19 protein-coding genes are annotated in these 19,612 nt (G+C 29.6%); 15 read left to right on the top strand and 4 right to left on the bottom strand.

Going from position 1 to position 19,612, the window contains the following annotated elements:
- Positions 1–181: 181 nt before the first annotated feature.
- From JEY78_RS03245 to alaS, 3 genes are all read right to left on the bottom strand, one after another.
- Positions 182–670 carry a hypothetical protein gene (locus tag JEY78_RS03245; RefSeq protein WP_291846711.1) on the bottom strand — a complete coding sequence of 163 codons (489 nt, stop codon included), beginning with the start codon at positions 668–670 and terminating at the stop codon, positions 182–184.
- 76 nt (positions 671–746) lie between these two features.
- Positions 747–1,694: a GSCFA domain-containing protein gene (locus tag JEY78_RS03240; RefSeq protein WP_291846710.1), complete on the bottom strand. Its 948-nt coding sequence runs from the start codon at positions 1,692–1,694 to the stop codon at positions 747–749.
- Between the two features lie 95 nt (positions 1,695–1,789).
- On the bottom strand, positions 1,790–4,402 hold the full coding sequence (gene alaS / locus JEY78_RS03235; protein WP_291846709.1) for an alanine--tRNA ligase: 2,613 nt from the start codon (positions 4,400–4,402) through the stop codon (positions 1,790–1,792).
- Between the two features lie 132 nt (positions 4,403–4,534).
- Here alaS and JEY78_RS03230 point away from each other — a divergent pair, with 132 nt between their 5' ends.
- From JEY78_RS03230 to JEY78_RS03160, 15 genes are all read left to right on the top strand, one after another.
- Positions 4,535–5,506 (top strand): M23 family metallopeptidase, encoded by a 972-nt coding sequence (locus tag JEY78_RS03230; protein ID WP_291846708.1) that lies wholly within the window; start codon positions 4,535–4,537, stop codon positions 5,504–5,506.
- Positions 5,506–5,838, top strand: coding sequence for a MerR family transcriptional regulator (locus JEY78_RS03225; protein WP_291846707.1), 333 nt, complete (start codon positions 5,506–5,508; stop codon positions 5,836–5,838). Before JEY78_RS03230 ends, JEY78_RS03225 begins: the two co-directional genes overlap by 1 nt.
- A 79-nt stretch (positions 5,839–5,917) precedes the next feature.
- Positions 5,918–6,526, top strand: coding sequence for a LemA family protein (locus tag JEY78_RS03220; RefSeq protein ID WP_291846706.1), 609 nt, complete (start codon positions 5,918–5,920; stop codon positions 6,524–6,526).
- A gap of 6 nt (positions 6,527–6,532) precedes the next feature.
- Entirely contained in the window at positions 6,533–6,970 is a 438-nt protein-coding gene (locus tag JEY78_RS03215) for a TPM domain-containing protein (protein ID WP_291846705.1), read from the top strand.
- A 1-nt stretch (position 6,971) separates the two neighbouring features.
- Positions 6,972–7,790: a YgcG family protein gene (locus tag JEY78_RS03210; RefSeq protein WP_291846704.1), complete on the top strand. Its 819-nt coding sequence runs from the start codon at positions 6,972–6,974 to the stop codon at positions 7,788–7,790.
- A gap of 433 nt (positions 7,791–8,223) precedes the next feature.
- The gene (locus JEY78_RS03205) at positions 8,224–8,874 is read left to right on the top strand and encodes a DUF47 domain-containing protein (protein ID WP_291846703.1); all 651 of its coding nucleotides are present in this window, start codon (positions 8,224–8,226) and stop codon (positions 8,872–8,874) included.
- A 16-nt stretch (positions 8,875–8,890) separates the two neighbouring features.
- On the top strand, positions 8,891–10,630 hold the full coding sequence (locus tag JEY78_RS03200; RefSeq protein WP_291846702.1) for an inorganic phosphate transporter: 1,740 nt from the start codon (positions 8,891–8,893) through the stop codon (positions 10,628–10,630).
- Positions 10,631–10,659: 29 nt separating this feature from the next.
- Positions 10,660–12,027: a porin gene (locus tag JEY78_RS03195; RefSeq protein WP_291846701.1), complete on the top strand. Its 1,368-nt coding sequence runs from the start codon at positions 10,660–10,662 to the stop codon at positions 12,025–12,027.
- 18 nt (positions 12,028–12,045) lie between these two features.
- The gene (locus JEY78_RS03190; RefSeq protein ID WP_291846700.1) at positions 12,046–12,570 is read left to right on the top strand and encodes a hypothetical protein; all 525 of its coding nucleotides are present in this window, start codon (positions 12,046–12,048) and stop codon (positions 12,568–12,570) included.
- A 54-nt stretch (positions 12,571–12,624) separates the two neighbouring features.
- Positions 12,625–13,374 (top strand): SdiA-regulated domain-containing protein, encoded by a 750-nt coding sequence (locus JEY78_RS03185; RefSeq protein ID WP_291846699.1) that lies wholly within the window; start codon positions 12,625–12,627, stop codon positions 13,372–13,374.
- Positions 13,375–13,394: 20 nt separating this feature from the next.
- Positions 13,395–14,036, top strand: a complete 642-nt coding sequence (locus JEY78_RS03180) for a hypothetical protein (protein ID WP_291846698.1) — start codon at positions 13,395–13,397, stop codon at positions 14,034–14,036.
- Positions 14,037–14,038: 2 nt separating this feature from the next.
- Positions 14,039–14,509, top strand: a complete 471-nt coding sequence (locus JEY78_RS03175) for a CYTH domain-containing protein (RefSeq protein WP_291846697.1) — start codon at positions 14,039–14,041, stop codon at positions 14,507–14,509.
- A 174-nt stretch (positions 14,510–14,683) separates the two neighbouring features.
- Positions 14,684–16,261, top strand: coding sequence for an SLC13 family permease (locus JEY78_RS03170; protein ID WP_291846696.1), 1,578 nt, complete (start codon positions 14,684–14,686; stop codon positions 16,259–16,261).
- Positions 16,262–16,274: 13 nt separating this feature from the next.
- Positions 16,275–17,744 (top strand): hypothetical protein, encoded by a 1,470-nt coding sequence (locus tag JEY78_RS03165; protein ID WP_291846695.1) that lies wholly within the window; start codon positions 16,275–16,277, stop codon positions 17,742–17,744.
- Positions 17,745–17,815: 71 nt separating this feature from the next.
- Positions 17,816–18,346 (top strand): hypothetical protein, encoded by a 531-nt coding sequence (locus tag JEY78_RS03160; RefSeq protein WP_291846694.1) that lies wholly within the window; start codon positions 17,816–17,818, stop codon positions 18,344–18,346.
- 3 nt (positions 18,347–18,349) lie between these two features.
- Here JEY78_RS03160 and JEY78_RS03155 read toward each other — a convergent pair whose 3' ends face one another.
- The gene (locus tag JEY78_RS03155; RefSeq protein WP_291846693.1) at positions 18,350–19,606 is read right to left on the bottom strand and encodes a hypothetical protein; all 1,257 of its coding nucleotides are present in this window, start codon (positions 19,604–19,606) and stop codon (positions 18,350–18,352) included.
- Between the last annotated feature and the right edge of the window lie 6 nt (positions 19,607–19,612).

Raw genomic sequence — 19,612 nt, 5'->3', positions numbered from 1 at the left:
ATTTTAACCATAAGAGAAAACTAATGAGGCCAAAAGGAAATGATATAAATAAATTTATGTAATAAATCCAAAAAGAACTTGTGAGCATAAACCATAAGGCAAAAATGAAAGTTAAATAAAAAATTACAGCGCCCTTTTTCATTTTTTAAAAAATCTTTTTGAATTTAAAGCAATTAAAAGTTTATTTAAGGTATTTATAATCGGGATCCTTTTGTAAAATTAAGTCTAAAGCTAAATTATAGGATTTCAGCGTTTTTATTAAAGTAGCATCCGTAAAGCCTTTTTCAATCCATAAATAGGCTACATAATTAATTGAATTATTATTTTCTCCATAATACGATTTTACCAAAGCAACATCAGTATTTAATTTGTTTATAAAATCTAAAATTTCCATTTTGGTTAAATTTGGTTGAAGCGCATAATTACCACTTATTGTTATGTACCTTTTTTCAGAATCTAGATCAATAAAAGATTCATATTTATCCTTTATTTTAAGGTAAGAGTCATTTACTTGAAGAACCTCAACATATGCATTTTTAAACATTTCTGAAAGTTTTTGCGTAGTTAAAGTTGAATTGTCAATGTAATTTTGAGAAAATGAAATAGCTGAGATTAATAATGCAACTATCACAAATTTTAATTTTTTTGAAGTAATGTGTAGTGTTTTCATAAAATGATTTTTGAGTTTGTGAGTCAAAAATCATATATATTATCACTTAAAACAATACGGCAAATGTCGTATTTTATCAAAAATTTATAGTTGGAATACTTGTTTGAAGTTCCTTTATTTTATGTTGAAGCGTTTTTAAAAACTGTTGATGTTGTTCAGCTTTTTCATTAAATGGTCTGTGAGCTATACCTTTTTGAATGGAGTCAACTTCTTTTAATATTGGCGCTGTTTTTTCATCAATCCAAACATGTTTAAACTGTTCCCAAATATAATTTATGGCGGTTTCATTTGGGTGTAACATATCGTTAGCAAAAAAGCGATAATCACGTAAATCATCTAACATAATTTCAAAAGAAGGAAAATATAATAGTTGATTTTTTAGGTCAATAATTTGATGAATTGCAGCAATTAAATGCGCTTTGCTTTGTGTGTTTTCAACAAAACCATCTTTTAAATGCCTAATCGGACTTACAGTAAATATAATGGTTACCGTTGGATTAATGTCTTTTATAAGCGCGCATATATTTTGTAATGAAGTAGAAGTTTCATCAACCGAAAGCATTTCTTTCAAAAACTTTTTTTGAGGAACTTTATGGCAATTACCAACAATTGAATTAGTTTCAATAAATCTGTAAACCCAAGCTGTGCCTAATGTAATTATAATGTGGCTTGCATTTTTTAATTGTCGCTGAGTTTCTTCAATTGCGCTATTTAAATTTTGTAGTAATTGGTTTTGAGTTGAAGAACTAATATCTGAATGTGCGTCAAAACAATGCCAACGTTCATTTAATAAAAAAGTATCGTTTTCGGAATACTTTTTAATGTGAATAGCATTTAAAATTAAATTTTCAATGGCAATAGGATTAAACAAAATACCGAATGGATTGCTGAAAGTTTGAAACTTAAAATATTTTAGTTTTTCGCTAATATTTTCAGAAAAGCAAGAGCCAATTAAAACTAATTTTGAATTATAATCTATTTGATTACGTTCTTTTTGAAGTTTTATGTTGGTTCTAAAATTCATTTTAGTTGAATTGTACAATTATCCTTATGCTGAACTTGTTTCAGGATCTTTTTATGAGCCTCTGAAACAAGTTCAGTATATTAATGTATAATAAATTATAAAATATACTCTTTTCCTTTTTGTAAAGCTTCTTCAATTCCTGCTGGATTTTTACCTCCTGCAGTTGCAAAAAATGGTTGTCCGCCACCGCCGCCTTGAATTAGCTTTCCTAATTCTCTAACAACTTGCCCAGCGTTTAATTTTTTCTCCTCCACTAAATTTTTTGATATATAACACGTTAAAAATGCTTTTCCATCAGATTCAGCACCAGCTAATAAAAATAAATTATCAACCTGATTTCCAATTTCAAAAGCTAAATCTTTAATGCTATTTTGATCTAAATCTAGTTTTTTAGCCAAAAAGTTAACGCCATTAATTGCTTCAACTTCTTGAATTAAATCACCCTTTAAATTTTTGGCTTTATCTTTTAATAATGCTTCAATTTGTTTTTTAAGGGTTGTATTTTCTTCTTGTAAATCTACAATAGCTTTTAACGGATTTACAGGATTTTTCAACATGTCTTTAATTTCGAAAAATGCTTTGTTATTTTCAAAATAAAAATCTTTTGTTGCATCGCCAGTGATGGCTTCAATACGTCTAATTCCAGAAGCTATGGCGCTTTCTGAAGTAATTTTAAAATGCCAAATATCACCAGTGTTTTGAATGTGAGTTCCACCGCATAATTCTACCGATTGACCAAATTGAATGGCGCGAACTGTGTCTCCGTATTTTTCTCCAAATAAAGCCATAGCGCCTTTTTCTAGCGCTGTTTCCATTGGAATGTTTCTAAATTCTTTTAAAGGAATTTTACTATCAATTCTGGCATTTACAAAATCTTCAACTTCCCGTAATTCATCAGTAGTTAATTTTGCAAAGTGAGAAAAATCGAAACGTAAATTTTTTGAATGTACTGCAGATCCTTTTTGCTCCACATGCGTTCCTAAAATTTCGCGCAATGCTTGGTGTAATAAATGTGTTGCTGAGTGATTGCAAGTTGTTCTAAAACGTTGTTTTTCATCAACAACAACTTTTAGTTTTTGTGTTGGATCTTTAGGTAAATTTTCAGCAAAATGAATAATTAAGTTGTTTTCTTTTTTTGTATCAACAATATAAATAACGTTTCCGTTACTCACTTCAATATATCCTTTATCACCAACTTGTCCGCCGCCTTCTGGGTAAAATGGTGTCATATTAAATACTAATTGATAAAAATTACCTTCTTTTTTAGAGGAAACTTTTCGGTAACGCGTAATTTTTACGTTAGCTTCTAAAGTATCATAGCCAATAAATTCTTCTTCGGCATCGTCTTCTAAAATAACCCAATCATCAGTCTCTACAACTGCAGCAGCTCTAGATCTTGTTTTTTGTTTTTCTAATTCAGAATTAAAATCAACTTCATTTAAGGTCATTCCTTTTTCGGAAAGAATTAAAGCGGTTAAATCTATAGGAAAGCCATAAGTATCAAATAATTCAAAAGCTTTTTTTCCAGAAACTTCTGTGCCTTTTGTATTTTTTATAATACCATCAAGTAATACTAAACCTTGATCTAATGTTCTTAAAAATGAATTTTCCTCTTCTTTAATTACGTTTGTTATTAATTGTTTTTGAGCTTTTAATTCAGGGAAATATTCTCCCATTTGCTTACTTAATGTATTTACTAATTTGTAAATAAATGGTTCTTTTATATTTAAAAATGTAAAACCGTAACGAATAGCTCTTCTTAAAATTCGTCTAATAACATAACCAGCACCTGTGTTAGATGGCAATTGACCGTCTGCAATTGCAAATGCAACAGCTCTTAAGTGGTCAGCTATTACGCGTATGGCAATGTCTGTTTCTTCTTTAACTCCGTAATCATTACTAGTAATGGCTTCAACTTCTCTAATTAATGGTGTAAAAACATCAGTATCGTAATTAGATTGTTTGTTTTGTAAAACCATACACAAACGCTCAAATCCCATTCCAGTATCAACGTGTTGTGCAGGTAATTTTTCTAAGGAACCATCAGCTTTACGGTTAAACTCCATAAAAACTAAATTCCATATTTCAACTACTTGTGGATGATCATTATTTACTAAACTTTTACCAGAAATTTTTGCTTTTTCTTCCGCAGAACGAATATCCACATGAATTTCTGAACAAGGACCACAAGGACCTTGTGCTCCCATTTCCCAAAAATTATCTTTTTTATTTCCGTTTATAATTCGGTCTTCATCAATAAATTGTTTCCAATAATTGTAAGCTTCTTGGTCGTAACCTAATCCATCTTCTTCAGCACCTTCAAAAACAGTTACGTATAAACAGTCTTTATCAATTTTATAAACATCAACTAATAATTCCCAAGCCCAAGAAATGGCTTCTTTTTTAAAGTAATCACCAAAACTCCAGTTACCCAACATTTCAAACATTGTATGGTGGTAAGTATCTTTTCCAACCTCTTCTAAATCGTTATGTTTCCCTGAAACACGTAAACATTTTTGAGTGTCTGCAACACGTTTTTCAGTGGCTGTTTTTTGGCCTAAAAAATATTCTTTAAAAGGTACCATTCCAGCATTTGTAAACATTAATGTTGGATCGTTTTTTAAAACCATTGGAGAAGATGCAACGATTTGGTGTTTTTTAGATGCAAAAAAATCTAAAAATTGTTGACGTATTTGTTGTGATTTCATCTGTTAATTATTTACTAAAAAAAAGGAGTTTGATTCCTTTTGTAAAACATTTTGTAATTTTGTTAATTGTGTGCTGCAATATTATAAATTAAGATTGCGTTTAAAATGCAAAAATAATATAATTTAATAACAATGGCGAAGGTAAAATATTATTACGATTCTGATACACTTTCCTATAAAAAGATAAAGTCTAAAATAAGTGATATTTTAAAAAAAATATCATTGGCTTTGGTGTCTGCAATCATGTTTATGGTATTGGGCTACGTTGTGCTTACTCAGTTTTTTGATTCTCCAAAAGAAAAAGAATTGAAAAGAGAATTAGAGTTTATAAAGTTAAATGAACAACTTCACAGTAAAAAGATAGTTCAATTAGAGAAAATTTTGCAGGATATTCAAGATAGAGATAACAATATTTATAGGTTGTATTTTGAAGTAAGTCCAATTTCAAATGAACAGCGTAAAGCTGGTTTTGGAGGAATTAATAGATACAAGGCTTTAGAAGGTTTTGATAACTCTGAGATGATTATTGACGTTACTAAAAATATGGATATTTTATCTAAGCAATTATATGTGCAGTCAAAATCTTTAGATGAAATAGTAAAATTGGCTGAAAATAAAGAAAAGTTATTAGCGGCAATTCCAGCAATTCAACCTGTTAAAAATCAAGATTTAACAAGAATGGCTTCTGGTTATGGTTGGCGTTCAGATCCTTTTACAAAAGCAAATAAGAAACATCAAGGAATGGATTTTACAGCGCCTAAAGGAACTCCTGTTTATGCTTCTGGTGATGGTGTAATTGATAGAGCTGATCAAAATGCAGCAGGATATGGAAAACATATTAGAATAAATCATGGGTTTGGGTATACTTCATTATATGCGCATTTAAGTAATTATAATGTTAAAAAAGGGCAGCATGTAAAAAGAGGCGATTTAATTGGTTTTGTTGGTAGTACGGGTCGTTCACAAGCGCCACATTTACATTACGAAATTATTAAAAACGGCGAAAAAATAAATCCTATTAACTTTTATTATGGTAACTTATCTCCAGAAGAGTTTGCAGCAATGCAAAAAGCTGCTGAGATTCAAGGCCAATCATTAGACTAATGTACATAGATTTACCAGAAAAAAGATATTATAAAATTGGAGAAGTTGCCAAAGCATTTGGTTTAAATGCTTCTCATATTCGCTTTTGGGAGAAAGAATTTGATATTTTGAAACCTAAAAAAAACAAAAAGGGGAACCGTTTGTTTACGCAAGAAGATCTTAAAAATCTCCAATTAATTTATCATTTAGTGAAAGAAAAGGGTTTTACTTTAGAAGGTGCTAAAAGTAAAATGAAAGAAAACTCAAAAAGTACTGAAGGTAATTATGATATAATTTTACGTTTGGAAAAGATTAAAGCTGAGCTTATTAACATAAAAAATGAAATATCTTAAGGATATTTTACATAATTTAGTAACAAATTTAATTTTTCAACAACTAATAAATATAATATTAATTTAAAAATAGAAAACAATGAAAAAGTGGTTAATTCCTGTAATTATAATTGGTTTATTGGTATTAGGTAGTTATAGTTGGGTAAAAGGTTTTTATAATTCAACAGTTCAATTAAATGAAAATGTTTCAGAAAGTTGGGGAAATGTTCAAACAGCTTACCAACGTAGAGGCGATTTAATTGGTAATTTAGTGAAAACGGTACAAGGTGCTGCAGATTACGAAAAAGAAACTTTAACATCTGTTATTGAAGCACGTGCAAAAGCTACATCAGTAACTGTGGACCCTTCAAATATTACACCTGAGCAGTTAGCTAAATTTAATAAAGTACAAGGTGGATTAAGTGGTGCTTTAAAAAGTTTATTGGTAACTGTTGAACGTTATCCAGATTTAAAAGCAAATCAGAACTTTTTGAAGTTGCAAGATGAACTAACAAGCACAGAAAACCAAATACTTACGGCACGTACACGTTATAACGAAGCTATAAAACCTTTTAACAATCACGTAAAAACATTCCCAAACAATATTTTAGCTGGATTTTTTAATTTTGTTGGTAAGCCATATTTTGATGCTGAAGCGGGATCTGAAAAAGCACCAGATGTTGAATTTGATTTTGGAAATAAAGAATAAAGAATAATGTCTAAAGTTGAAGATTTTTTAACAGCCGAGCAAGAGCAAGCAATTGTTTCAGCAATAAAAACTGCAGAAAAAAATACTTCAGGTGAAATACGTGTTCATATAGAAAAAAGTACAGAAAAACCTCCTATGGATAGAGCATTGGAGGTTTTCTATTTCTTAAAAATGGATCTAACGGATTTAAAAAATGGTGTATTGATTTATGTAGCCGTGGAAAGTAAAAAGTTTGCCATTTTGGGAGATGAAGGAATTAACAAGTTAGTTCCAGAAAATTTTTGGGATAACGAAAAAAATATACTACTCGCACATTTTAAAAATAAGGAATACACTTTAGGGCTTGAAAAAACAATTTTAGAAGTTGGTAATAAATTAAAGCAATTTTTTCCATATCAATCAGATGATACAAATGAATTATCTGATGAAATTTCAAAAGGGTAAAATGAACTCAAAAAATAAATATTTTCAGTTAATTAATACGTTTTTACTAGTAATTTGTTTCACTCAAGTAACTTTTGGTCAGTTTACAATTCCTAAAGTTCCAAAGCTACAAACCAGTGTTTATGATTATGCTTCAATTTTAAATGCCAACCAAAAAGCGGCTTTAGAACAAAAATTAATTCAATATTCCGACTCAACTTCCACGCAAATTGTGGTAATTACTGTTGAAACTATTAACGGTGAAGATATTGGTATTTTAACGCCAAAATGGGCCCATGAATGGAAAATTGGACAGGCAAAAGAAGATAATGGGGTGCTTATTTTATTAGCAAACAAAGAACGTAAAATATGGATTTCGCCTGGTTATGGTGTTGAAATAAAATTAACGGCTGGTATTACAGGTGATATTGTTCGTGAAGTAATTATTCCTGAATTTAAAACTGGTGATTTTTATGCTGGTTTGGATAAAGGTGCTGATGCAATTTTTGAAGTTTTAAAAGGTACTTATAAAGCAAACAAAACCAATGAAAAGGAAGAAGGTTTCCCGTCTTTCGTTATCATATTCATCATATTTATTATTTTAATAATTATTTTTTCTAAGAAAAACAGTGGCGGTGGAAATGGCGGTAAAGGTTTTAGAAGAGATTCTACAGCTGCAGATATTTTAGAAACTATTATATTGACACGTGCAGGACGAGGAGGTTTTGGCGGCGGTTTTGGAAGCGGTAGCGGTTCTAGTGGCGGCTTTGGCGGTGGTGGCTTCGGAGGAGGTTTTGGTGGCGGTGGCTTTAGCGGCGGTGGAGCTGGCGGTGGCTGGTAAACTTCAATTTATATAGTGATTTTCATTATTTGAGACTCGTAAATAGTAAACTTGCCTCATTTTTAAATAGAATATAAGGGACTTGTACTTTAATTAAAAACATATCAACTTTTTTGTTAACTAGCTTAAGTAGGTTTTATAGAACTTCATAACCTATTTTGTTACACTATTGTTTAAAATTCACTTTTTTAATAAAATAGCTATAAGTTTTAAGTGAGTTAAAAGGTTTAGTATAGTTAAAATAAACTTTAATTAAACTCTCATTTACACTTTTACACTTCACAAATAACTTTACTTGTAGTTTGTACAATGATGAAAATCAAGTGAATAATTATAATTGAAACTCTCATCAATTATAATACAACTACTCAACCTGATAAATATCATTCTAAATCGTTTTAGTCGACCATAATTTTGGTAAAAACTTTTAGTGATGATAAAAATATTTAAAACTTCAAAAAATGTCATTATTAATATTGATGAATATTTTAATACAGTTGAGTTAGGTATACTAAATTTTAAAGAAGGAGTCAATAATTATTTAGAAGGAAATTTAACCGAATTTGAAAATAATCTAAAAATCATTGAAGTCTTGGAAGGAAAGGCAGATTCAATAATTAGGAAAATTGAGAATGATTTATACATATATTCATTAATTCCAAATTATGCAAGTGAAGTTTTAAATTTGCTTGAAAAAGTGGATGATATTATTGATAAGGTCAAAAATAATTTAAGCCAATTTGATGTTGAAAGACCTTTTATTCCTGAAGAAATTAAAATCGATTTTTCTCGCCTATTAAACATTTCGGTGAAATCTGCCGAAAATGTAATTCCTGCTGCACGTGTTTTTTTTACAGACCAAAACTTAGTAAAAGATAGAATTCAAAAAGTTATTTTTTACGAACGTGAAACAGATAAGTTGGCAACAAATATTAAGCGAAAAGTGTTTAAAGAAATGCCTCATTTAAAACTAAGTGAAAAAATTCACTTACGTTATTTTACTTTACACGTGGAAGAAGTTTCTGATGCAGCCGAGGTTGTTGCAAAAATGCTATCATCATTGGTAATAAAAACTAGAATGTAATATTTAAATAAAATTTATGTTTTTATTTTTTCTAACTAGCGGATTATTTTTAGGTTGGTCATTAGGCGCAAATGATGCTGCCAATATTTTTGGTTCTGCTGTTGGCACTAAAATGGTTAAGTTTAGTTCTGCTGTTATAATTGCTTCTGTTTTTGTGGTGTTGGGTGCTGTTTTACAAGGTTATGGAGCTTCACAAACTTTGGGAGATTTAGGCTCTATAAATGCAATTGGAGGCGCGTTTACAGTGGCACTTTGCGCTGGATTAACGGTGTTTTGGATGACCAAGTTGCAATTACCAGTTTCTACTTCACAAGGAATTATTGGAGCAATAATAGGATGGAATTTTTATTCTGGAAATCCAACTGATTTAGCAGTTTTAAGTAAAATTATTGGGACTTGGGTGGCAGGACCTATTTTAGGAGGAATTTTTGCAATAGTATTGTATTTACTCTTAAAATATTTTCTTGATAAAAGAAGAATTCATCTTTTAAAATTAGATGCATATTTAAAATATGGACTCTTAATTGTTGGTGCTTTTGGCGCTTATAGTTTAGGAGCTAATAATGTATCTAATGTTGTTGGTGTTTTTATTCCTTCACTTCCAGAAATTAATTTAAACTTTGGGTTTTTCTCATTAAACTCCATTCAACTTTTATTTTTGGTAGGTGGTACATCAATAGCTTTGGGAATTATTACCTATTCTAAAAGGGTAATGATGACCGTTGGAAATAATTTAATGAAACTTTCTGCAGAAGCTGCTTTGGTGGTGGTTTTATCTCACTCGCTAGTGTTATTTGTTTTTTCTTCAACAACGCTATCAAACTTGTTTCAAAGTGTTGGTTTACCTGGAATTATGTTAGTTCCTGTTTCAAGTTCACAGGCAATTGTTGGTGCAATTGTTGGAATTGGTTTATTAAAAGGCGGAAGAGGAATTCAATTTGGTGTTTTAGGAAAAATTTCATTGGGATGGATTGCTACACCAATTATTGCTGGTTTAACAACATTTGTATCATTGTTTTTTATGAACAACGTTTTTAAAATGGTTGTTGTTCAAAATGAAAATAATGTAATATCTCATAAAATAAATGAAGTAATTACACACCCTCAAACTAATACATCTGTTAATTTATACCAACCTTTATTGTTTTTAATTATTATTGTTTTAATAGCAGTTATTGTTGTAATGCTTGTTAAATCAATTCGCAAGTCAGCTCAAACAAAGGAAGATGCTTCATCTGAAAGATTATTTAAATATGAATCTCAAGAAAAAATATTAAATACAGAACTACAAAAAGTAAATTCAGAAAATGCCAAGTTAGAAAAGCAAATAGAATTTAAGAGAAAAGAACAAATGGTAATTGCTTTAAGTATCATTCAAAAAAATCAATTTCTTGAAAAATTAAAAATTAAAATAGATAAAATAATTTCAAAACCTGAAGTAAAAGCAGAAGAATTAATAACCCTAAAAAGGTTGATTATTGATAATTTAAGTATTGATAAAGAACGAGAAAAATTTAATTTTTATGTAAATGAATTAAATGCAGATTTTTACTTAAGGCTAGTAAACAGATTTCCAGATTTGTCTGAAAATGAACAACGATTAGCAGCCTTAATACGTCTTAATTTAAGTTCAAAAGAAATTGCTTCTATATTAAATATATCTACTAAAAGTGTTGAAGTAAATAGACATAGACTCCGAAAGAAAATACGTTTAAAACGCGAAGAAAACTTAACAGAAATAATCAGTAAACTTTAAATATAATATGAACTTTAATTAAAATAACAATGAAAAACAAATTTTACACATTGCTAGTGGCAATAATCCTATATAGTATTGGATCCGTTGCTCAAGAAGGAACTAAAACTGACTCTATAAGGGTAAATCAGTATGGACAAGCAGTTCGTTTTCAGCCGCTAAATGCTGAAGCACAAGATGGAATTTTAAAATTTACTTCCGCAGACAAAAGTTACTCTATTTGGATGGATAACCGCGTTCAGTTTGATGGTGAAATGTTTTCTAATGATGCATTTAATCCAATTGGAAACGGAGCTTCTATTAGAAGAGCAAGATTTGCAATGAAAGCAGAACTTTGGAATAATTGGTATGGAGAAATTGATTTAGATTTTTCAGGATCTGCAGTTGAGTTAAAAGATGCTTACATTAAATACACTCCAGATTCAGATAGCTGGAATATTAAAGCAGGACATTTTAAGGAAAGTTTTGGTATGGAAACCACTACAACTTCTAGATATTTAACCTTTACAGAACGTTCTCTTATGTCTAAGTTTGATCCATCACGCCATTTGGGATTTCAATTTAACCATTGGGCTGATAAATACTTAATAACAGCAGGATTACATTTTAGTACAGTTGGAGATAATGAAGAAGTAGTTTTTACTCAAGACAACAATAAAGATTTGGGTGTAGATGATGGTTATTCATTAACTGGTAGAGCTGTTTTTATTCCTATTAATGACGAGGATAAAGTATTACATTTAGGAATTGCAGGTACGTATAGAACTCCAAAAGTAGATTTAGAAATTCCTTATTCTTATAGATTTAGTACAAGATCACATTCATCAATCAACAGAAAAAAATATATTGATACAGATGATATTTTAAATGTTGATAATAATACGATGGTAAACTTTGAATTAGCAGGTAGATATAAAGGATTTATGTTTCAAAGTGAATATAAGTTAGTTACTGTAAATAGAAATGATGATTTAGATGCCATTAATTTTAATGGTTTTTATGTGCAAGGAGCCTATTTATTATTTGGCGGTCATCATAATTATAATGCAGAAGAAGGTGAGTTTACAAGAATTACAAGGGGAAAAGAATATGGTGATTTAGAACTTGCTTTTAGATATGATTTTGTAGATGCAAATGATTTTGATAATGAAATTTATGGTGGTTCAGCTGAAGGATATACTGTCGGTTTAAACTATCATGTAAATCCAAATGTGAAATTTATGTTGAATTATATTTATAATAATAACGATAGATTTGCGAACGGTAAAGGTAAATTATATGCGGGTTTAGATGCTGATGGCAACTTAACAAAAGATCCAACAAATGTATTTGATGCTGATGGCAATGGAGGAGATGATTTTGGAATGGCGGCATTTAGAATAGAAATTGATTTTTAACAATTAAAAAATATTAAAATGAAAAATATTAAATACTTATTAGTAATGATAATAGCCTTAATAACAACTGTTAGTTGTGTTGAGGACGAGAATGTGTATGTTGAACCTAGCCCTTGGAATGCTGTAACTACAAAAACAGTAAATTATACGCAAGGACCATTAAAAACGGTGAATTTCCCTAATAACCCAATTCCTGGAGATGCTGTAAATGTTGTTTTAGCATATGTAAGTGCTGAGCCAATTTTAGAAGCTAGAATTTATTTTGCAATAGGTGATAACCCAGTGTATGTTAAAGCTAATAAAATTGGAGGTGAAGACGATGCCTCATTTACTCAAACTGGAGTGACTATTAACATGAAAGATCAATCACAATCTGGTGTTAAAACTTCATTTTATGTTCGTATTGCAACAGCAAACGCAGAGTTTTATTATGGGAATGACGGAACTATGTATATAGATGATACTCCTGGTGGAGGCACAACAGATGAATCTGATGCCTTTAAAGGCGACCCAACTCTTTGGAACGTATTTACTGCTCAATAAATTAATTTAAAACCAACTTGAAGATTTATTTTCAAGTTGGTTTAGTTTCAAAAAATGCGACATATTTATAAAATATTCATAAAAAGTATTTATTTTTTGGTAGTTTTTTGCTTGTCATGTAGCAACAGTAATGATTTTCCTATAAAAAATAAATTAGAATTAATAGCGAGTTATAAAATAAACGTGTTGGAGCCTTCAGGTTTGGCAATTAATAGCGATGGATCTATTTTATATACTGTAAGTGATAATACTAACAAAATATATAAACTTTCAATTACGGGAGATATTCTTAAAACTTTTGAGTATGCTGGAAACGATTTAGAAGGTGTTTCAACTTTTACAACTAATAAATTATTATTAGCAGAAGAAAGAACCAAAGAAATTGTTGAATATGATATGGGAACAGGTAGTTTTACTAAGCATAAAATTGATTACAAAAATACTACTGCCAATAGTGGATTAGAAGGTGTAGCGTATAATATGAATGATGAAACTATTTTTATTTTAAATGAAAAAGATCCAGGATTATTAATTAGGTTAAACCCAAATTACACCATTAAATCTTCAATAGAATTGGATTTTGCTGCTGATTTTTCAGGAATTTTTCATGAAAGTGCCACAGATAATTTATGGATTGTTAGCGATCAAAGTAAAACAATTAATAAATGTAATCTCTTGGGAAAATTAATGGAGAGTTACCCAATTAATGTAACAAAAGCGGAAGGAATTGCAATTAGTAACGATAAAATTTATGTAGTAAGTGATGCCGAGGCAAAACTGTACGTATTTAAAAAACCAGTTTAAAAATTAAAAAAAATACAATAATGACAAAACCAGAAATGAAAATAGGTGAAATATCTAAACCTCGTTTTGAGTTTAGAAGTTTTGGACAGAGTTTTGAAGAATCAGCAAAAAGAATGTCCAGATTTTCAGTTCCAATTCCTGAAAAAGTTTGGGAAAGAGAATCAGAAGAAATTTATATCTTATCCAAAACAAACGACATCAATAACACTAAAATACGTGATGGTAAAATGGATATTAAAACCTATGTGCAAACTGTAGATGGTTTAGAACAATGGAATCCGTTAATGAAAGGTGAATTTCCAATCGCAAAAGAAGTGTTGTTAAAAGAAGTTTTCCCTGCGTTTAAAGTTAAAATGCCAGCGTTAAATAAAGAGGTTTATACTTTTGATGAATTTATGGCAATTATTGAGGCGCACCCAGATCTACAAGGAGTTCGTGTTTACAAACAACGTTTTGGTTATATGGTAAATAACACCTTAAGTGAAGTAGGAAATGTTTTAATAAACGGAGCAAAAGTAGTTACTATTAATTCTGAATCTACAGAGTTAGAAGACATCAAGAAAACAATTACAGATTGCAAGTTAGAAGGCGTTGAAAATATTAACTATTTACAAGCAATAAAAAGAGTAATAGGTTGGATTAATAAACCATTAGCAAATTAATTATGGCACAAGAAATAGAAAGAAAGTTTTTGGTAAAAAGCGATACTTTTAAAGCAGAAGCTGCGGCTAAAATGAGAATTACACAAGGTTATTTATCATCCATTCCAGAAAGAACGGTGCGTGTTCGTATAAAAGGAGATCAAGGGTTTTTAACCATTAAAGGAATTGGAAATGAATCTGGCGCATCTCGGTACGAATGGGAAAAAGAAATTGCAATTGAAGAGGTAAATCAGTTATTAAAAATTTGTGAGCCGGGTGTAATAGATAAAACACGTTTTAATGTAAAATCTGGTAAACACACGTTTGAAGTTGATGAATTTTATGGAGATAATGATGGTTTGGTTGTAGCGGAAGTAGAATTATCATCAGAAGATGAAAATTTTGAAAAACCAAGTTGGTTAGGAGAAGAGGTTACAGGACAAGTAAAATATTACAATTCTATGTTAATGAAAACGCCTTACAAAAACTGGTAATATTCAAATAATAGATGCAGTCTAAAAAGTAAAAAACCGTCATTCTGAATTGGATGCTAAGTGGATTCGAAGCATAATTTCAATAGCTCTATATATGATTACAAACCTATAGAAGAACCTGAAAAAGTTCAGGATGACGGTTCAATACTTTCAAATCATTAAAATAAGATAATTATGATAAAAAATGTATTAGATATGAGTAACTACCGAATGGAAAAACTTCCAAAAAGGCAGTTAACCAAGGTAGAAAAAGTATTTGCCATTATTGGTGGTCCGTTGGCAATTATTTCATTTATACTCATCATGTTTGTGCTCGATCTTTCATTTTTACAAAATTTTAATCAGGATAGTTTAAGTAAAAGTGCGTTGGCTAATTTTGATAAAATAGGAATTGTAAATTTTATTCAATCTAATAGAGCTATGTTAGCCATTTTTGTTGCCTCTCTTATTTTATGGATTACAGAAGCAATTCCAAATTACTTAACATCATTAATTTTAATTATAGCATTGGTATTAACGGGTGTTTTGCCTGAGAAAGTTGCTTATGCGCAATTAGGTCACGAAGTAATGTGGTTAAACATTTTGTCGTTTATTTTGGCAAGTATGTTGGTTGCAACTGGTGTGGCAAAAAGATTCGCCCTTTGGTTTATTTTAAAGTTTGGAAAAAATGCTTCCTCCATATTTTTAAGTTTTATAGTTATTAATGTCCTTTTATCTATATTTATTTCAGCTACAACTGCAAAAGCCGCTATTTTATTACCAATATTTATGGTGATTGCTGCCGTTTACGGCGCTTCTAATGGAAATAGAAATAATTTTGGACGTAATATTATTTTGCAAAATCTATTTCAAATTAATATGGGAGCCAGTGCTTTTTTAACAGGTTCTGGAGCCAATTTATTAGCCGCTTCATTAATTGCTGGCGCTATTGGTAGCGACATATTTTTTGCTGATTGGATGATAGCAGCATTTCCAGGAGCAATGATTTTAATGATTTTGGGTTGGATAATTGGAACTAAAGTTATTTTTCCATTGAAAAAAGAAGAGAAAACACCCTCTATTGAAGGTGGAATGGATACCTTAAAAAAAGAATTACACAACATGGGTAAAGTTTCATTTAATGAAATTAAATCCATTTTTATATTTGTCTCAATTTTAGCACTTTGGGTAACAGATAAATATCACGGAATCAGTCCTACAGCGGTTGCATTTGTGGGTGCAATTGTTGCGTTACTGCCAAAAATTGGAATTGTATCATGGAATGATGTTGATATTCCTTGGCATTTATTATTATTCTCTGCAGGTGCTTATACTTTAGGTGCTGGATTTAATGTAACAGATTTGCCTAGTATTTCTGTGAATGCTATGTTTGATAGTTTGGGAATAAGTGTCAATACTCCTTTTTGGGTGTTGTATATGGTATTAACTTTTGGGATGGTTTTTAGCGCATTAATATTTCAAAGTAAAACAATGCGTGCTATGATTTTTATTCCAATAGCCATTGGAATTGCCACCAGATTTGGTTTTGAAATTATTAGTTTAACTTTACCTGTAGCCTTTTTAATTGAGCATGTGTACACGTTGCCTTTTAATAGTAAACCCGCATTGCTCTTGTATTCTACAAACCATTACAGTTGGGCAGATACTTTTAAATATGGAATAACTATGCAAATTTTAGCTTGGATACTTTCATTAGTAATGGCAATGACCTATTTTAAATGGCTGGACATTACGCCAAACGGACTTTTTTAAAAACTAAAATTAAATGATTCAAAATAGTGTAAAAATTCATGATAATTTTTCTTTAGAAATTAAATCAATATATGAAAACATTTCAAAAAGTAAAAAAACCAATTATGATACTATTACCTACTTGTTTATACCAAACGGTTTAAATATTAACAATCAAACGTATTCAAACTCAAAATTTTATAATGATGTAAAAGTTTATATTAGATATAATGCTTCTGCATACACTTTAGAAGAAATAATTAATTTAAAAACGGGTCCTTTAAATTTATTTGCAAAAAGCGTAAAAAGGATTCTCAAGGAAAAATTAACTAAAAAAAATAGATTAGATTTTGAGTCTAAAGTAAAAATGTTAGGTGCAATTTTAAATAATTCCTTAAAATTAAAAACGCAATTTTATAAGTCTCAAAACCAATCAGATTTACAAATTTCTGATCAGAATTTCTTTATTGAACTAAAAGAGATTCTGCAAATGTATAGAGTGCAAATTCCTCTTATTGAAAACTCTGGTTTAGACGAAAATTTAAAAAATATTATAAAATTAGGAGATGAGTATTTAAGTAATATTTCAAACTATTACACCATACAATTGTTTGAACATTTCAAAAAAAGTAGTGTTGAAAAGTCAGATTTAAAAGCAGTTATTCAGTTTATAAAAGAAGAGCAAGAGTATAGAAAAGCACAAAATTTTGATGCTTCTAAAGATGATGATTATTACGATGAAATATTACTTCATAAAAGAAGTCAATTGAAGAAATATATTGAAGGAGTTTTGTTTTTAAATAGAGATATTAGAAAAGATGGGGCTTTTGTAGAGCAATCTGTTTTTGCAATAGCAGCAGGTTTAGCTATGGTTTTTTCTACAGGAATAGCATTTTACTATCAGCAAGTTTACGGGAATTTCACCCTTCCTTTTTTTATAGTTCTGGTAGTTGGTTATATGTTTAAAGATAGAATAAAATCATCTATTGGTCAATTATTTATAAGCAAGGCAAGTTCTTTTTTTTATGATTATAAAATAAAAATTAAAGATCACGAAAATAATTTAATTGGCATCACCAAAGAGAATTTCGCATTTGTTCCGTTTGAAAAATTAGGGCCAAAAGTTAAAAGAAATCGTGTTAAAAATGGGTATTTAGATGCCGATTATGATTTTTATGGAGAACAAATAATTCAGTATAAACGAAAAATTGAAATTTATCCGAAAAAATTTGGACAAGAAATTTCAGATAATCGTTTAAAAAGTTTGGTTGATATTACGCGCTTTAATTTCTATAGATTTATTGCTCAAATGGATGACCCTAAAAAAAGTTATTCTATTTTAAAAAAGGGGAAAATTATTAATAGAATTGGCAATAAAATTTATCATATAAATGTAATTCAAAAAATTTATTCAGAACAAGGAATTGAGTTTAAAAGATATAGAGTTATTATGAATAGAAAAGGGATAAAACGTATAGAATCTGTAAAACTTGATGTTTTATAACAGTTGTTTTAAACGTTTTTTAAAATTATAGTTTGTATTTTTAATGCTAATTTTAAATGCAATCTACTTTCATGAACGAATATGTAGAATTAGTAAAAGAATATCCAATATACAGCGCTATAGTTCAATTTGCAGTATTAGGAACTTTAGGTGATATTTTTTCAAAATGGATGCAAAAAGGCAAGGTATTTATGCCTTATAAAGTAGTTATTTTAGTTTTAAAAATGTTAGAATGGGCTTTTTTAGCTATTTGTATAAAATATGCCTTTGTAGGATTTCAAGGATTTGTAGATAGTTTAATTTCGCATCAATTATTACCAGGTTTAGGAGTATTTGGAAGGGCTTTTTGGGTTTCGGTAACTATGAACTTACAGTTTGGATTGTTATTAGTTATTCTTCATCGTTTTTTAGATAATGTAATAGTAAAACAAAACAATTGGGAAAATATAGATAAGGGAATGTGGTCTTTAATTTGGTTTTGGATTCCGGCTCATACTATAACTTTTATGTTAGATAAACCATATCAAATTGGTTTAGCAGCTGTTTGGAGTGTAGTTTTAGGATTAATATTGGGTTATTATAATAAAACAACAACCCAATAATTATTAAAATATTTTTTGTTTTTGAAACCAATTACCTAATAAACTAAAATTAATAGATAATTTATGGTAATTATCCTGAATTAGTTGTTTATTAATAGTCCCTTCTTTTCCGTAAGAGTAATTTATATTTAGCATTGATGAAATATTGCTTTTTGAAACTGGAAGACCTAATCCTAAAGAAAAGGAGTAGTTATCAATATTTTGATCAGATAATTGTAAATATCCGGTATTATAATTTACACCGGCTCTATATTTTACTCTATTCCAAAAATTATTGATGTTTTTAGTTGATAAGTATTCAACTCCAAGCCCAAAAACTTCTTGATCTTTATAAGTATAAGTACTGTTGGATTGATATGTATCTGTCCGAAATGTTTTTTTATAGTCTAAACTTGCGGTTAAATTATTGTTTAATTTTGAAGTAATTCCAACACCTAATTTTAAGGGTAATTCAAAGTTATCTATTGGAGTGTCGGTGGTATTTACAATGGTAGTTTCATCGGATCCATTAAAAGATTTTGTACCGACTTCATCAGACGTGCCACTTAAATATGTAGGTAAATTTATGGTTGCACCAATTGTTGTTTCGACTCCTAAAAGTTTATAGTTGGTGTATTGTACACCAGCATTTAACCCAAATCCGGCATAATTACTAGAATTTGTGATTGATGCGTATTCAGTTCCAAAATAAATAAGTTGATCTTCAGTTATATTTCCAAATAAAACAGAGGCTTCAACACCTAACGATAAATTTTTAGAAATTTTCACCCCATTTCCCCAAAATACTTCATTTATTCCGCCAGTACCAATAACGTTGGTGTTTGAATAAAATGTGGAACCTTCAACTGGTTTGGTTATATCAATTTCATAATTCACTTTTGTATACGGCAATAATCCAAAACTCATTTTCCAATAATCTTTAACTTCAAAAGCCATTGCTAAATGTGAAACATTAAAATCGAAATTATTTTGTGAAGTGTTTTCAGTTTTTTTATTAGAATACGTACCGCTTAATCCTATTTCATATAAAAATGCGTTTGAAGCAATTGAACTTAAAGATGCTGGGTTAGCTTTGTTAATAGAAAATGGATTTCTACTGGCAATACCTGTATTTCCTAAAGCAGAATAACCTCCAAAATAAGTTGAATTTTCTTGTCCTAAACCAAAGAGTGAATATGGAGAGCTAAAATCGCTTTGCGCATGTAAACAAAAGTTAAATGTTATAACAAACAATATGATTGAAAATATTTTTTTGTTCATAAATAA

The organism is Lutibacter sp. (assembly GCF_016342705.1).
Classification (GTDB): domain Bacteria; phylum Bacteroidota; class Bacteroidia; order Flavobacteriales; family Flavobacteriaceae; genus Lutibacter.
This window is presented reverse-complemented; position numbering and strand designations above follow the sequence as displayed.

Bases quoted from the DNA above. Each gene is read 5' to 3' on its own strand.
- JEY78_RS03245 (WP_291846711.1), bottom strand. From the start codon at position 670: ATGAAAACACTACACATTACTTCAAAAAAATTAAAATTTGTGATAGTT.
- JEY78_RS03240 (WP_291846710.1), bottom strand. From the start codon at position 1,694: ATGAATTTTAGAACCAACATAAAACTTCAAAAAGAACGTAATCAAATA.
- alaS (WP_291846709.1), bottom strand. From the start codon at position 4,402: ATGAAATCACAACAAATACGTCAACAATTTTTAGATTTTTTTGCATCT.
- JEY78_RS03230 (WP_291846708.1), top strand. From the start codon at position 4,535: ATGGCGAAGGTAAAATATTATTACGATTCTGATACACTTTCCTATAAA.
- JEY78_RS03225 (WP_291846707.1), top strand. From the start codon at position 5,506: ATGTACATAGATTTACCAGAAAAAAGATATTATAAAATTGGAGAAGTT.
- JEY78_RS03220 (WP_291846706.1), top strand. From the start codon at position 5,918: ATGAAAAAGTGGTTAATTCCTGTAATTATAATTGGTTTATTGGTATTA.
- JEY78_RS03215 (WP_291846705.1), top strand. From the start codon at position 6,533: ATGTCTAAAGTTGAAGATTTTTTAACAGCCGAGCAAGAGCAAGCAATT.
- JEY78_RS03210 (WP_291846704.1), top strand. From the start codon at position 6,972: ATGAACTCAAAAAATAAATATTTTCAGTTAATTAATACGTTTTTACTA.
- JEY78_RS03205 (WP_291846703.1), top strand. From the start codon at position 8,224: ATGATAAAAATATTTAAAACTTCAAAAAATGTCATTATTAATATTGAT.
- JEY78_RS03200 (WP_291846702.1), top strand. From the start codon at position 8,891: ATGTTTTTATTTTTTCTAACTAGCGGATTATTTTTAGGTTGGTCATTA.
- JEY78_RS03195 (WP_291846701.1), top strand. From the start codon at position 10,660: ATGAAAAACAAATTTTACACATTGCTAGTGGCAATAATCCTATATAGT.
- JEY78_RS03190 (WP_291846700.1), top strand. From the start codon at position 12,046: ATGAAAAATATTAAATACTTATTAGTAATGATAATAGCCTTAATAACA.
- JEY78_RS03185 (WP_291846699.1), top strand. From the start codon at position 12,625: ATGCGACATATTTATAAAATATTCATAAAAAGTATTTATTTTTTGGTA.
- JEY78_RS03180 (WP_291846698.1), top strand. From the start codon at position 13,395: ATGACAAAACCAGAAATGAAAATAGGTGAAATATCTAAACCTCGTTTT.
- JEY78_RS03175 (WP_291846697.1), top strand. From the start codon at position 14,039: ATGGCACAAGAAATAGAAAGAAAGTTTTTGGTAAAAAGCGATACTTTT.
- JEY78_RS03170 (WP_291846696.1), top strand. From the start codon at position 14,684: ATGATAAAAAATGTATTAGATATGAGTAACTACCGAATGGAAAAACTT.
- JEY78_RS03165 (WP_291846695.1), top strand. From the start codon at position 16,275: ATGATTCAAAATAGTGTAAAAATTCATGATAATTTTTCTTTAGAAATT.
- JEY78_RS03160 (WP_291846694.1), top strand. From the start codon at position 17,816: ATGAACGAATATGTAGAATTAGTAAAAGAATATCCAATATACAGCGCT.
- JEY78_RS03155 (WP_291846693.1), bottom strand. From the start codon at position 19,606: ATGAACAAAAAAATATTTTCAATCATATTGTTTGTTATAACATTTAAC.